Source organism: Stenotrophomonas maltophilia, assembly GCF_006970445.1.
Taxonomy (GTDB): Bacteria; Pseudomonadota; Gammaproteobacteria; order Xanthomonadales; family Xanthomonadaceae; genus Stenotrophomonas; species Stenotrophomonas maltophilia_AU.
The window spans coordinates 1262872-1276930 of the sequence record NZ_CP033877.1; the positions used below are offsets into that span (position 1 = coordinate 1262872).

The 14059-nt window shown below is 67.5% G+C and carries 10 protein-coding genes; 5 read left to right on the top strand and 5 right to left on the bottom strand.

Features of this window, described 5'->3' with window-relative positions; genetic code table 11:
• Positions 1–4 precede the first annotated feature (4 nt).
• The 3 genes from ispH (at position 5) to EGM71_RS05830 (ending at position 3702) form a co-directional block, all read left to right on the top strand.
• Positions 5–955, top strand: a complete 951-nt coding sequence (gene ispH, locus EGM71_RS05820; RefSeq protein WP_188488384.1) for a 4-hydroxy-3-methylbut-2-enyl diphosphate reductase — start codon at positions 5–7, stop codon at positions 953–955.
• Positions 956–1156: 201 nt separating this feature from the next.
• Positions 1157–3040: a M61 family metallopeptidase gene (locus tag EGM71_RS05825; protein ID WP_188488386.1), complete on the top strand. Its 1884-nt coding sequence runs from the start codon at positions 1157–1159 to the stop codon at positions 3038–3040.
• A complete protein-coding gene (locus EGM71_RS05830; RefSeq protein ID WP_188488388.1) occupies positions 3037–3702 on the top strand; it encodes a lysoplasmalogenase in 666 nt (221 codons plus the stop codon). The genes EGM71_RS05825 and EGM71_RS05830 overlap by 4 nt, the downstream gene beginning before the upstream one ends.
• A gap of 83 nt (positions 3703–3785) precedes the next feature.
• On the opposite strand, the gene EGM71_RS05835 is transcribed toward EGM71_RS05830, so the two are convergent.
• Genes EGM71_RS05835 through EGM71_RS05855 form a run of 5 tightly spaced genes read right to left on the bottom strand, consistent with a single transcriptional unit; the run spans position 3786 to position 9806 of the window.
• Entirely contained in the window at positions 3786–4505 is a 720-nt protein-coding gene (locus EGM71_RS05835; RefSeq protein WP_188488390.1) for a hypothetical protein, read from the bottom strand.
• A complete protein-coding gene (locus EGM71_RS05840; protein WP_188488392.1) occupies positions 4502–5458 on the bottom strand; it encodes a hypothetical protein in 957 nt (318 codons plus the stop codon). The genes EGM71_RS05835 and EGM71_RS05840 overlap by 4 nt, the downstream gene beginning before the upstream one ends.
• Before the next feature lie 45 nt (positions 5459–5503).
• Entirely contained in the window at positions 5504–8299 is a 2796-nt protein-coding gene (locus tag EGM71_RS05845; RefSeq protein WP_188489757.1) for a TonB-dependent receptor plug domain-containing protein, read from the bottom strand.
• Positions 8300–8313: 14 nt separating this feature from the next.
• Positions 8314–9282 carry a FecR family protein gene (locus EGM71_RS05850; protein WP_188488394.1) on the bottom strand — a complete coding sequence of 323 codons (969 nt, stop codon included), beginning with the start codon at positions 9280–9282 and terminating at the stop codon, positions 8314–8316.
• Positions 9279–9806 (bottom strand): RNA polymerase sigma factor, encoded by a 528-nt coding sequence (locus EGM71_RS05855; RefSeq protein WP_188488396.1) that lies wholly within the window; start codon positions 9804–9806, stop codon positions 9279–9281. Before EGM71_RS05855 ends, EGM71_RS05850 begins: the two co-directional genes overlap by 4 nt.
• A 238-nt stretch (positions 9807–10044) precedes the next feature.
• Between EGM71_RS05855 and EGM71_RS05860 the strand changes: the two genes are divergently transcribed.
• Entirely contained in the window at positions 10045–12918 is a 2874-nt protein-coding gene (locus tag EGM71_RS05860; RefSeq protein WP_188488397.1) for an autotransporter domain-containing protein, read from the top strand.
• A gap of 97 nt (positions 12919–13015) precedes the next feature.
• Positions 13016–14056: a 2-hydroxyacid dehydrogenase gene (locus EGM71_RS05865; RefSeq protein WP_188488399.1), complete on the top strand. Its 1041-nt coding sequence runs from the start codon at positions 13016–13018 to the stop codon at positions 14054–14056.
• Positions 14057–14059 lie beyond the last annotated feature (3 nt).

The window sequence follows — 14059 nt, forward strand, 5'->3', positions numbered from 1 at the left end:
ACTGATGGATGTGCTGCTCGCCAACCCGCGTGGTTTCTGTGCCGGTGTCGATCGTGCGATCGAGATCGTCAAGCGCGCGATCGAAACGCTGGGTGCACCCATCTACGTCCGCCATGAAGTGGTGCACAACCGCTTCGTGGTCGACGACCTGAAGCAGCGCGGCGCGATCTTCGTCGAAGAACTCGACGAAGTGCCGGACAACAACACGGTGATCTTCAGTGCCCATGGCGTGTCCCAGGCGGTGCGCCAGGAAGCCGAGCGCCGTGGCCTGAAGGTGTTCGACGCCACCTGCCCGCTGGTGACCAAGGTCCACTTCGAAGTCGCCCGCCACTGCCGTGCCGGCCGTGACGTGGTGCTGATCGGCCACGCCGGTCACCCGGAGGTGGAAGGCACCATGGGCCAGTGGAACCGCGAAGCCGGTACCGGCCAGATCTACCTGGTCGAGGACGTGGAGCAGGTCGCCACGCTGCATATCAACCAGCCGGAAAACTTCGCCTACACCACCCAGACCACGCTGTCGGTGGACGACACGCGCGGCATCATCGATGCACTGCGCGAGCGCTTCCCGGCGATGCAGGGCCCGAAGAACGACGACATCTGCTACGCCACGCAGAACCGCCAGGACGCCGTGCGCGACCTGGCCAAGCGCTGTGACCTGGTGCTGGTGGTCGGCTCGCCGAACAGCTCCAACTCCAACCGCTTGAGCGAGCTGGCCCGTCGTGAGGGCGTGGAGTCGTACCTGATCGACGGCGCGCACGAGATCGACCCGCAGTGGGTGGCCGGCAAGCAGCACATCGGCGTGACCGCCGGCGCCTCGGCACCGCAGGTGCTGGTCGATGGCGTGCTGGCGCGCCTGGCCGAGCTGGGCGCGACCGGCGTCGGCGAGCTGGACGGCGAACCGGAATCGATGGTGTTCGCGCTGCCGAAGGAACTGCGTCTGCGCCTGGTCGACTGACCGGGAAAGGCCGCATCCACGCATGGCGTGGATCTACTGAAAGCGCTCTGGTGGATGCAAACCAGCACAAGGTGGGTGCGCACCTTGGTTCGCACGCCTTTGGCATGCACGGATGGGCGCACCGCCCATGACCTTTGGCCATGGGGCCGGCCACCACACAGGCCTAGCATCGGAGGATTCTCCGTTGTTGGAAGTTGCCCGATGAAGACCCGAGCCCTGGCGATGTCGTTGCTGTTCGCGCTGGCCGCCGCGCCTGCGCTGGCGCAGGCCCCGCCATCGGGTGACGCCGCCGCCCCGGGCCTGCTGCGCATCGATGTGGACGCGCGCGATCTGGCCAGGCGCATCTTCAAGGTGACCGCTACGGTGCCGGCCAAGCCCGGCCCGATGACCCTGCTGTACCCGCAGTGGATTCCCGGCAACCATTCGCCCACCGGCCCGATCGATAAATTGGCAGGCCTGCGCGTGACCGCCAACGGCAAGCCGCTGGCCTGGCAGCGCGACCAGTACAACGTCTATGCGTTCAAGGTGGATGTGCCGGAGGGTGTCAGCGAGATCGTCGCCCATTTCGATTTCCTGTCCTCGCAGGGCGGCAGCCAGGGCCGGGTCGTGATGACCCCGGAGATGCTCAACCTGCAGTGGAATGCCAACTCGCTGTACCCGGCCGGGGTGGATGCACGCAACCTGCAGGCGCAGGCCAGCGTGACCCTGCCCAAGGGCTGGTCGTTCGCCACTGCATTGGAGACTGCGCGCCGCGACGGTGACACTGTGGTGTTCAAGCCGATCTCGTATGACCATCTGGTCGATTCGCCGTTGTTCGCCGGCGAGCACTACCAGCGCATCGATCTCGATCCGGGCGCGAAGGTGCCGGTGCACCTCAATGTGTTCGCCGACGACGCCAAGTCGCTGAAGCCGAGCGAGGCGCAGATCACGATGCACCGCGCGCTGGTGCAGCAGGCCGACAAGCTTTACGGCGCGCGGCACTACAACCACTATGAGTTCCTGCTGGCATTGACTGACCGCCTCGGTGGCATCGGCCTGGAGCATCATCGTTCCAGCGAGAACAGTGCCGACCCGGGCTACTTCACCGAGTGGGACAGCAACGCGTGGATGCGCGATCTGCTGCCGCACGAGTACACCCATTCCTGGAATGGCAAATACCGTCGCGGCGCCGATCTGGCCACCGCCAACTTCAACACGCCGATGGGCGACAGCCTGCTGTGGGTGTACGAAGGCCAGACCCAGTTCTGGGGACAGGTGCTGGCGGCACGCTCGGGGCTGTGGTCGGCCGCGCAGGCGCGCGACATGCTGGCCAATGTGGCCGCGACCTATGATCGTGGTCGCCCCGGCCTGGCCTGGCGCCCGCTGCAGGACACCACCAACGACCCGACCATCGCGCAGCGCCGCACGCTGCCTTACCGCAACTACCAGATGAGCGAGGACTACTACTCCGGCGGCCAGATGCTGTGGCTGGAAGTGGAGGGCAAGCTGCGCGAACTGAGTGGTAACCGCCGCAGCCTGGATGACTTCGCGCGCGCCTTCTTCGGGGTTGGCAACGGTGACTGGGACGTCAACCCTTACACCTTCGATGACGTGGTTGCGACCTTGAACGGCATCACGCCGTACGACTGGGCGACGTTCCTGCGCGGGCGCCTGGACGGCCATGGTTCGTTGACCGGTGGCCTGGAACTGGCGGGCTGGAAGCTGGTCTACCGCGATACTCCGAACGACGCCTACAAGGCACAGGAAAAACGCGCCAAGGCGGCGCTGCTCGCCTATTCGCTGGGCGCGACCGTGCTCGACAGCGGCGTGGTCGGCGACGTGATCTGGGACAGCCCGGCCTTCAATGCCGGCCTGGCGCCGGGCATGAGGGTGATCGCGGTTGGCGGGCGCGAGTACAGCAGCCAGCGCTTGAAGGATGCGGTAGCTGCGGCGGCGAAGGACAAGGCGCCGATCGTGTTGCTGGTGAAGCAGTTCGACCGCATCGAAACGATGAACATCGCCTACCACGGTGGCCTGCAGTACCCGGTGCTGGAGCGTATCACCGGCAAGCCTGACCGCCTTGCGGACCTGTGGAAGGCACGATGACGCCGCGCGCCCGCGATGGCGTGATCCTGCTGATGGCGACGCTCGCCATCATTGGCGCGTTCCTGCACGGTGATGGGCGCTGGCTGCATTGGCTGGCCAAGCCGACGACCACGCTGCTGATCGCTGCCATCGCCTGGCGCGTGCATGATCCGGCGCAGCCGTTCTACCGCCGTGCGGTGCTGGCCGGCATGTTGCTGTCGTGCGTGGGCGACATCGCGCTGATGCTGCCGATGGATGCGTTCGTACCGGGGCTGGTCGCGTTCCTGCTGGCGCACCTCTGCTACATCGTGGCCTTCCGCGATGGCGTGCGTGCCGGACGTGGCCTACTCGCCGCCAGCGTCCTGCTCGGCGCGTTCGCTGTGCTCAATGTACTTGGCCTGTGGCCGCACCTGCCCGCACCGATGCGCATTCCGGTGCTGGCGTACGTGGTGGTGCTGGCGTCGATGGCGGTACTGGCGCTGGCACGCCAGTGGCGCCGGCCACCGCCCGCTGCCGTGGAAGCCAGCAGTACACGCTGGGCGGCCGCCGGTGCACTGCTGTTTGTCGCCAGCGATTCGCTGCTGGCCTGGGACCGCTTCGCCGGCGGCCTGCCGCTGGCCAGCCTGCTGGTGCTGTCCACCTACTACAGCGCGCAGTACGCCATCGCCCGCTCGGTGAAATAGCAAAAAGGGGACGGAGGGGATTAAGTCGCAGACGGCACCAAGGCACAAACGACTTAATCCCCTCCGTGCCCTTTTTGCGTTGACTATCGGAGGCTTGGGTTGCCGGAGCGTCCCTGTGCGTCGAAGGAGAGGCGTGCGGACTGGCGATCACCGGTGACTTCGTCCGGCAGCCAGGCCAGGGTGCCGCCCTTGCGCACGATCACATAGACGTGGCCGACTTCACCCGGTGTGCCCATCAACGCATTGCGCTGTGCCTGCAGCGCCTGGGCGACGCGTGGCACCGCCTCGAAATCGATGTTGGCCAGCGCCGTACTGCTGCGACGCAGGGTGATGGTGGGCGCGAAGCGCTGCGGATTGACCGGGTCGCCCTTGCGCCACTGGCCGCGTTCGAAGTGGTAGCTGTCCACGCGTGACGGTTGCTGCGGATCCACCAGGTCCAGATTGATCCGGCCATCGTCGTAGAAGTGGATGCTGTGGAATACCGTTAACCGATGCCCGGCCAGCGCCGGCAGCTCTTCGAGTGCCTGGCGCGCGGCCAGCAGATGGTCGGCATCGAACAGGCGGTTGCTGCGCGTGGGAATCGGTGCGGGCTGCGGCCCGGCAGGCACGGTGACGCCGGGCGCGAGCGATGCGGGCTGCTCGCGCGGCGGCTGCGACGAAACGAACGGCGGCAACCGATCGGCCTGCACCGAATGGCCCATCGTTTCACCAAGCGTCTGCAGCGCACCACCGGCAACGGCGACGCCGGCCAGCACCAGCAGCACCATGGAAAACACCAGCCGGGTCGAGGGCGGCTGCTTCATACACCCACCAGGCGAACGTTGCGGCGATCTTCCGGGTCGTACAACAGCGTGACCTGCTCGCGTGGAAGGTTGGCCAGCTCGATCAGCGGGATGAAGCGGCGCACGCTCACCTGCTGCACACCGCCTTCGCGGTCGATGTACTCCAGCTGGAACTCCACCTGCGGCTGCTCGTTGAGGTAGGTTCCGGTCTGGCGCAGCTTCAGCACCTTGGCATCCACGCCGATGCCGCGATACTTCAGCGCATCGCCGCGTGCATCGGCCTGCAGCAGGCGGCCGAGCAGGCGCAGGCCCAGCGCATAGCCGCACAACACCAGCGGGCACACCAGCAGGGGATGGCCGAGGGACAGGAAGGTCCAGCCCAGGCCCTCGCTCTGCAGCCGGTAGGCAAACACGTAGGCGCTGGCAACCGCCACGATGCCGATCGCCGCACCGACGCCACGACGCCAGAGGCTGGCGACATCCAGTTCTGGTTGTGCCCCCTCCAGCACCACATTGGGAAACGCGCCCGGTTCGCGGCTCAGGCGCACCTCGATGCGCTTGCCGGCAACGAAGCGCTGCAGCTGCGGCTTGCTGTCCACCACCAGCATCTGTTCGTTGATCGGCGTGCCGGACAGGTTCTGGAAGCCCAGCTGCAGCGTCCACTGCGCGAAACCGCGCACCTGCACGGCGGTCTGTTCTGCCTGTTCGATCATCGCATCACGCGGCTCGCCGTCGGCGAGGATCGAGCGCACCCGATGCAAGGCACGCGGCGGGCCCAGCAGCAGGTAGTGCAGGAAGGCGAGCAGCAACGCCAGCCACAGGGCCAGCGACAGGGCGAGCAACAGCAGTGCCAGCCAGGGTGCGCTGCGATCGGCCAGCTGCACCGGCCACGACGTGCCGAAGTAGAGAATGCACGGGAAGGGCAACGCGAAGAACAGCAGGAACGCGCCCCAGAACCAGAGATAGGCCTTCATGGGGTGGTGGGGTACCGATGGAACAGGGCGCGTAGGGTACTACGCTCAGCGGATCTGCAGGGTCAGCAGGAAGTAGCGGCCGAGTGGGTCGTCCAGCCCCGGCATCTGCCCGCCATTGCCGACCAGGTAGTTCACCGGTTGCGTGTCGAGCACGTTGTGCACGTCCAGTGCGGCGACCACGCGCGGCCCCAGCCGCCGTGCGAGATGCAGGTTCCAGCGCAGCTGCCGCGGGTTCATGCAATGGTTCTGCTCGCGCTGCTCCTCCGGGCATTCCGCACCGGGCAGCCAGGCACGCGTGCGCCCCACCTGGTTGCCGCGCAGGGCGATGTCCCAGTTGCTGTTCTGCCACTGCACATTGAGCACGGCGGCCATCGTCGGCGTGACATGGCCGCGCAGGTCCACTGTTGCCTCGCGGCCACGCTCGCGGCGCAGCTCCTGCTGCTTCAGCGCATCGAGCGAGAACAACCATTGGCCGGTGCTGCCGGTGTCGATGTGGTACTCACCGCGCAGTACAAAGTTGCGCGACGTAGTGCGGCCGATGTTGTCGAACGACAGGCGCAGGCTGTTCAGGTGGCCGTCCTCGTCCAGCTCCCAGGTGCTGGGGTTCCACACCGCGTCGACCGGTTGCAGGGCCAGGATCTCGTTGCGCAGTTCGACGATGTTGTGGGTCAGCGACAGCGAGAACGCCTCGGTTGGCGTCCAGGTGGCGGCCAGGGAATGGCTGCGCGACCGCTCGGCCTTCAATGCATCGTTCTCCACCACGTCCACGGTAACGCTGCAGCGTCCGTTGCCGGTACTCTGCGCGCAGTCGGGCAGAGCGCTGGAAGCGGGCAGTTCGATCGCGCCGAAATAGCCCGGTGGTCGCCGCTGCTCGAACAGGCTGGGGGCACGGTAGCCGCGCCCGGTGGCAAGCAGGAATGACCACTGCGGTGTTGGGCTCCAGCGCACGCCCACGCGGGGCGAGAAAGCCTGGTAGCCACCATCTCGATCCCAGCGTGCGGCCAGGTCCATGCGCAGCGTGCGTGCCAATGGCAGGCCGAGTTCGGCGTAGGCGCCGCCACTGCGGCGCGACAGGTGGCGTTGTTCCTGAGGCAGCCCCAGCGCCAGGTCACCCTGGCTCAGCAGCGCGTCGGGATGCGACGTCCAGCGTTCCTGGCGCAGGTCGATGCCGGTGGCCAGTTGTACAGCACCGCCGGCCAACGGCATCAACTCGCGCTGCATGCCCCACCAGCCCTGCCACTGCTCGGTACGACCGCGGTTGCGGATCGACGGGAACAACTGCTCGGCCGCGCCCGCCGGCAACGTGGTGAAGCCGGGCAGGAAATCCAGTGTCTCGGCTACACGCAGCAGTGGTTCGGCGCGCACGGTGCCCGAGGTGGTCAGGGTGACATCGCTGCGCTGTGCGCTGATGCCGGCATCCCAGCTGCGCCGGCCCTGATCGCGGCCGATGCCGAAGGTGACGTCGGCATCGGTGGCGCGCACATGCGGACGCACGTTGCCGGCTTCGCGCAGCACGCTGTTGAAGGTGTATCCATACAGACCGATGGCAACGGCGGTCGGGCCGAGGTCGAAGCGTTGCCGGTTGTGGCTGGCCCGCGCTTCGGCGTAGGCATAGCGACCTTCGCCGCGCTCGTGCCGATAGCGCAGGTAGGCCGAGGCGGTGTCCGAGGCCGGTTGCAGCGAGCGCGGGCGCGCGCTGTCGAACCAGCAGGCACCATTGCGCCGCTTCAATGGCCCCTCGCAGCGTTTTGCCGGCCAGTAGCGTCCATCGCGGAACGCGCCGATCAGGTACTGCGAGGTTTCCGCATGCCATTCGCGGCGATCGCCGGCGACGTGGTCGATGCGGTGCAGGTCGACGCCGGCGAACCAGCGGTCCCCTCCGTCGCGCACGCCGCCGGTGGCCGCCTGCAGGCGATACTGGCCGGCGTCACCGCGCCCGCTCAGGCCGGTCTGCAGCATGGCTTCAGGGCCATCGGCCTGGTCACGCAGGATGATGTTGACCACGCCGGACATTGCATCGGCACCATAGATGGCCGAGGCGCCGCCACGTACCAGTTCGATGCGTTCGACGAAGCTGAGCGGGATGCCCCCCAGGTCGGTGAGCCCGCCCTGTTCCAGCGACACCATGGGATAGCGCGGCAGGCGCCGGCCGTTGACCAGGAACAAGGTCGCCCGCGGGCCCATGCCGTCCAGGCTGGTGGTGGTGGCCGCACCTACTGGCAGGTATTGCGAATCGCCGCTGCGCGAGGTGCTCATCGCCGGGTGGCCGTTCATGCCCGGCAAGTGCCGCAGCAGGTCGAACAGGCTGCCGTAGCCGCTGCGCAGGATGTCATCGCGGTCGATGATGGTGACCGGCAACGTCGTCTGTACGGAGGTGCGCGGCAGCCGGCTGCCGGTGACATGGATCGGCGCCAGTTCCACCTGCGGTGGCGCTTCGGCAGCCTTGTGTGGCGGAGGTGCTGCGGGCGTGGCGCGTGCCGCGACCGGCGGTGGCGATGGCAGCGCGGGGTGGGTACGGCGGACGACGAATCCGCCAGATGACGTGCGCAGGATGTTCACCGGCATGCCGGCCACCAGTTCCTTCAGGGCCGCAGCCGCGTTGCTATGGCCGTGGGTGCCCGAGGTGCGCAGGCCATCCAGCTCACGCGCGTCGAACAGCAGGGCGATGCCACTCTGGCGTGCCCATTGCTGCAGGGCCGGTGCCAGCGGACCTGCATCGACATGGACCTCCAGGGTGCCGGCCTGTTCGGCTGCATCGGCAGAGGGCAGCGCGGTGAAGCTCAGCGCGAAGCAGAACAGGGTGCGGAGCAGCCCCCCCTGCAGCGCGCCCGGTACTGCCATCACTGCAGGCCTCCTCAGTACGTGCGGCGCAGTTCCAGCGCGCCATCCGGTCGCGTCTGGCCAGCCACCGACCAACCCAGTTCCAGCGCCGACAGCAGTTCCTGCGCGTCGCCGGCACGGAACGTGCCACTCACGGCCAGGCTGGCGATCTCGGGATCGGCGATGACCAGCGGCGTGCGGCCGTAGCGGTTCATGCGCTCGACCACGATCGACAGCGGCGTGGCATCGAACACCAGCTGTCCCTGCAGCCAGCCTTCGGCAGCGGCATTGGACGACAGCGCCGGGCCAGGCTGGATGCGGCCCGATGGCAGCACCTGCAGCTGCTGACCGGGCGCCAGGGTGTGCTGGGTCCCCCCATTGCTGACTTCCACCGCACCTTCCAGCAGTGCGACTTCGACCAGGCCATCATGCAGGCGTTCCACCTGGAAGGTGGTGCCGATGTCGCGGATGGTGCTGTCGCCGGCGCGCAGCTGCAGCGCCTTGCTGGACGGTGCGACCTGCAGTTGCAGACGGCCACGATCCAGCACCAGGTTGCGATGGCGCCAACCGAAACGGGCGTGCAGGGTGGTGCCGGCATCCAGCGTCGCTACGCTGCCATCGGCCAGCGTCTGTTGCCGGGGCTGGTGGGAATCGTTGGCATAACGCAGCGGCGCGGGGTTGCCGTCGACCGCTACCATCCAGCCGATCCCGACGGCCAGGCAGACGCCTGCGGCAGCGCCCAGCGCCGGCAGCCAGCGGCGCCGCACCGGCCGCGCCACGCGTGCCGCGGCAGTGCGCAGCCACGGGTCGGCGGCCAGTTCTTCGCTCTGCTGGAACAGGCTCTCGGCCTCGATCCAGGCGCTGACATGGGCCGGGTCTTCGGCCAGCCAGTCCTCGAACGTCTCGCGCTCGGCCGGCGTACAGTCCGCAGCTTCCAGCCGCGCCACCCAGATGCTGGCGCGTTCGAACAGCTGGGTGTCTTCCCTGGGCCTGGCGTGACTCATCCGTTGTCCCTGTCGTTGTGCAGCGGATCCGATCCGAGTTCCTGGCGCAGGCCCTGCAGGGCGCGGGCGATATGTTTTTCCACGGTCTTGGCGGTGATTCCACAGTGCCGCGCGATCTGCGTATAGCTCATGCCGGTGATCCGGTTGAGCAGGTACACCTCGCGCGCGCGCTCGGGCAGCTTGAACAGGGCCTGCCGCAGCAGGGACAGCATCTGCCCGGACTCGGCCTGGCGCAATGGATCGGGCGACGTGCTGGAAGGCTCGTTGCCGCCATCATGTTCGGCGAGGGACAGATGCGGCCGCGACTGCGACGAACGGCCGCGGTCTGCCAGGCGGTTGCGGGCGATACGATACAGCAGCAACCGCAGCTCGTCGGCACTATGCGCGCGATAGCGGATCAGCCGCTCCATGCAGTCCTGCGCGATGTCCTCGGCATCCTCCGGCCCAACACCGCGCGTGCGCAGGAAGGCGCACAACGGCGCGCGTTCTTCCCGCACGAACGCAATGAACGCGTCCGTCGGCACGGACAGGTCCGGCGCGCGATGGATCAGAGGAGAGGGGGTGGACAGGGCTGGCCTCGTGCTTCGGTGGCAGGTGCGTCTTCGAGTTTTACGCGACGATGACCGGATGGGGAAGAGTGTGCAGGGCCCCTGATTCCATTGTGAATGCATTCATGTTTCGGGGGGCGGTGCGCTGGGGGAGATCGCATCGCCCGGACGTTGAACTCTTGACCCGTGTGTTGCGGGTGGAGAGAGAGAACACATGAAGCATTCGAAGTTGAGCCTGGCCCTGGCAGGGCTGATGGGTATCACCGTCATCGCGGCGGCTGATGACGTCATGGCGATGAATTATCACGTGCAGGATGATCGCGTCTTCCTCAGCGGCGGCGTAACCGTTGCCGATGTGGTGGCGCTGCCCGCGCTGCTGGCCAAGGCACAGGCCGAAGGCCGCCCGATCCGCGAAGTCGTGCTGCGCACGTCCAATGGTGGCGCGCTGATCGCCGGCGAGTGGCTGCAGGCGGTGATCCGCACCCAGGGCCTGGACACCATCGTGTCGGGCCACTGCATTTCGTCCTGCTCGATCATGCAGTCCGGTGGCGTCAACCGCTACCTTGGCGGCGATCTGCCGCTGGTCGATTCGGTGCAGATCCATGCCGCCAGCAGCGGTGGCAGGATCACCTACGCACCGTCGCCGCGCATGACCCAGATCTACACCGGCAATTACGGTGGCGGCATGGATGCGGGCCTGCTGCACAAGGCGATGTATGAAGTGGTGCAGCCCAATGGCCTGCTGGTGTTCCGCGACCCGGCGCGCACCACGGGTACCTCGGTCACCTTCGATCCGGATGGCAGTGGCAGCAAGCTGGAGTCGTTCCCGGGCCAGGACATCCGCGGCAACAACATCATCAACACGGCAGGCTACCGCGATCCGGGCGACACCCTGCATGTCACCAGCAACGTCAGCGGCGACATCAACCCGGGCTACCTGCGTACTGCGCGCCAGCTGCAGGCCTTCGTCGACGACGATTTCGCGCGCTGGAACACCGACTGGGCCAGCACCTACATCAACTACGCGGTGAGTCTGTACAACGTCTCCACGCGGGGACCGAACGGCATCGGCGCACAGTCACTGCAGCAGATGCTCGCCGATCCCGACCTCCAGGACGCGTTGCGCGGCCAGCTGCGGCTGGCCGATCTGGATGCCTCGACCCTGGCCAGTTCGGCCGGCGTGATCCGTGTCAGCAATGGCGCCACCTGGCGCACCGCCGAAACCACCGGCGCCGATTTCATGCTGGTCGACAACGGCACCATCGCACTGGAGGGTGGCGCGCTGCGCACCCCCGAGCTGCGGGTGATGCCGGGCAGCATCGTGGTTGGCCATGGCGATATCGCATCGGTCGGCACCGACAGCGATGCGTTGCTGGATGGCACCGGCCCGTCCTACCGCGAAGACGGCTTCAACCGCCTGCGCGTGTTCGGCACGCTGATGCCGCGTGGCGGTGATCTGGTGACCCACGGCTACGTCAACATCATGCCCGGCGGGCAGGTGCTGTTCGATGTTACCGAGGCCGGTGGCACCGGCAGTGGCCGCCTGCGCGTTGGCAGCTTCTACGATGGCGGTGCCGAAGAGGGGGCGCTGGTGATCGCGCAGGGCGCACACCTGGCGTTGAACGTGGCCCAGGGCTTCTATGCCGGTGCCTACCGCCGCGACCTGGTGGAAGGGCCGATCTACCAGGGCGGTTTCCAGGATGTCGTGCGACTGGGCGACACCGGCTACAGCGCCAGCATCACTGCGGGCGAAGTATTCCGCCCGCGCCACAATTCGCTGCTCAGCTTCAACGTCAACCAGACGGCCGACGGCCTGTGGCTGACCGCCAACCCGGGCTTCGACCAGCTGGGGCTGTTTGCCAACGGCACCTCCGGCGATGGACTGGGGCGCGCGCTGGCAGCCGCATCGGATCGCCAGGACAGCGGCCTGAAGTCGCTGCTCGGCGCGCTGCAGTTCACCGACCGCGATGTGATCGCACAGCAGGCCGGCGCCCTGCGCGGTGATGCGCATGCCAGCCTGCGCCTGGCCGACAACGCACTGCTGGGCAGCATCGGCAACGTGGTGCAGCAGCACCAGGCGGCGATGCGCAGTGGCGGCGATGCCGATGGCCTGGCCTCGCAGGCAGCGCAGTCGGTCTCGGCGCAGCCGGGCATGCGCCATGGCAGCCTGTTCAACCAGCTGGCCATGCATCTGGTCGAACCGGCCGGCGAGGGGACTGGCGGTGGCGGTGCGACGGGACGCAGCCATGGCCTGTGGGCGCGCGGTTTCGCCAGCCATGGCCGCATCGACGCCGACGGTGGCGTGGCCGGCCTGAGCCATAACATCGGCGGTATCGTGGTCGGTGCCGACACCCGCGTGGCCGATGACCGCGTCACCCTCGGCGTCAGCGTGGCTGCGGCCGACATGTCGACCAAGGCCAGCGATGGCTCCGGTTTCAGTGGCGACGTGCGCGCGCTGGATGTGGGCGGCTACCTGGATGCGACCTATTCGCGTGGCTACCTGTCGGCGGCCGTGCGCTATACCGATCTGCGCCATGACACCCGCCGCAACCTCTCCGCCATCGATGGCCTGCAACAGCCGCTGCGCGCCCGGTACAGCAACGATGCGATCTCGGCGCGGGTCGAACACGCGTTCTCCTTCACCACCGGCAAGGGACTGGTGATCCAGCCGCTGCTGCCGGTGGTGGATTACGCGCGGACCTCGGCCACCCGCTTCAACGAAGGGCAGGGTGCTGGCGCGCTGGTGGGGCGTGGCGGCAGCCTGGAGAGCATCCGCGTGGGTGCCGGCCTGCAGTTGTTCAAGACCTTCGAGGGCAACAACGGCGAGCGCATCACCCCGCGTGCCCGCGTGGTCTGGCAGAAGGAGCTGGGCGATTCACAGGCGCGCTACAGCACCGGTTTCGCTGCGGCCCCGGACCTGGTGTTCGGTGCCAGCAGCCAGGCCGTGGGCGAGCAGGTGCTGGCCTGGAACGTGGGCGTGACCAGTCGCGCCAGCGAGCGCCTGTCGATCATGGCCGACTACGTGGGTGAGCGCCGCGACGGTCAGATCCAGAATGGCGTGATGCTGGGCCTGGGCTACCGGTTCTAAGTGGTACGCGGCCCCGGCGATATCCGTATCGCCGGGGCCATCCCATCAGGGCAGGTGCTGCGGTATGGTCGGCAGGGAACTCCAGCCAGGCCTGTCCATGCAGATCGCCGTTTTCAGTGCACGCCCCTACGATCGTCGCTTCCTGGACGAGGCCAACCAGCGCGATGCGGCCGGGCAGGGCTTCGCGTTCGTGTACTTCGATGCCGCGCTGGACGTGCATACCGCCGCGCTTGCGCAGGACTGCGCCGCCGTCTGCGTGTTCGTCAACGACCGTCTCGACGCGTCGGTGCTGCATGCCCTGCATGCGTTGGGCGTACGCGCCATCCTGCTGCGCTGCGCCGGCTTCAACAATGTGGACCTGGCAGCCGCGAAAGCGCTGGACCTGTTCGTCGCGCGGGTGCCGGCCTATTCCCCCGAAGCCGTGGCCGAGCACGCGCTGGCGCTGGTGATGACGCTCAACCGGCAGACCCATCGCGCCTACAACCGCGTGCGCGAGGGCAACTTCATGCTCGATGGCCTGCTCGGGCGCACCCTGCATGGGCGCACGGTCGGCATCGTCGGCACCGGCAAGATCGGCCTGGCCACCGCGCGCATCTTCAACGGCATGGGCTGCACCGTGCTGGGGCACGACCCGTACCCGTCGCCGGCCTTCGCCGGCGTGGGCGACATGGTTGGACTGGACGAACTGCTGGCGCGCGCCGACATCGTCTCGCTGCATTGCCCGCTGACGCCCGACACCCAGCACCTGATCAACGACGTCTCGCTGGCGCGGATGAAGACCGGCGCGATGCTGGTCAACACCTCGCGCGGCGCGCTGGTCGATACCCATGCGGTGATCCGCGCGCTGAAGTCGCGGCGGCTCGGCCATCTGGCAATCGATGTCTACGAGCAGGAAAGCGCACTGTTCTTCCAGGACCTCTCGGGCGAGATCATCGACGACGAGGCCTTCCAGCGTCTGATGACCTTCCCCAATGTACTGGTGACCGGCCACCAGGGCTTCTTCACCGTGGAGGCGCTGCAGGAGATCTCGGCGATCACGCTGGGGAACCTGCAGGATTTCGCCGAGGGGCGGGTGTGTACGAACCGGGTGGGGCGGGCTGAGCCGGGGGGATTGACCGCCGGGGCGCCCAGCCCGTAAAAT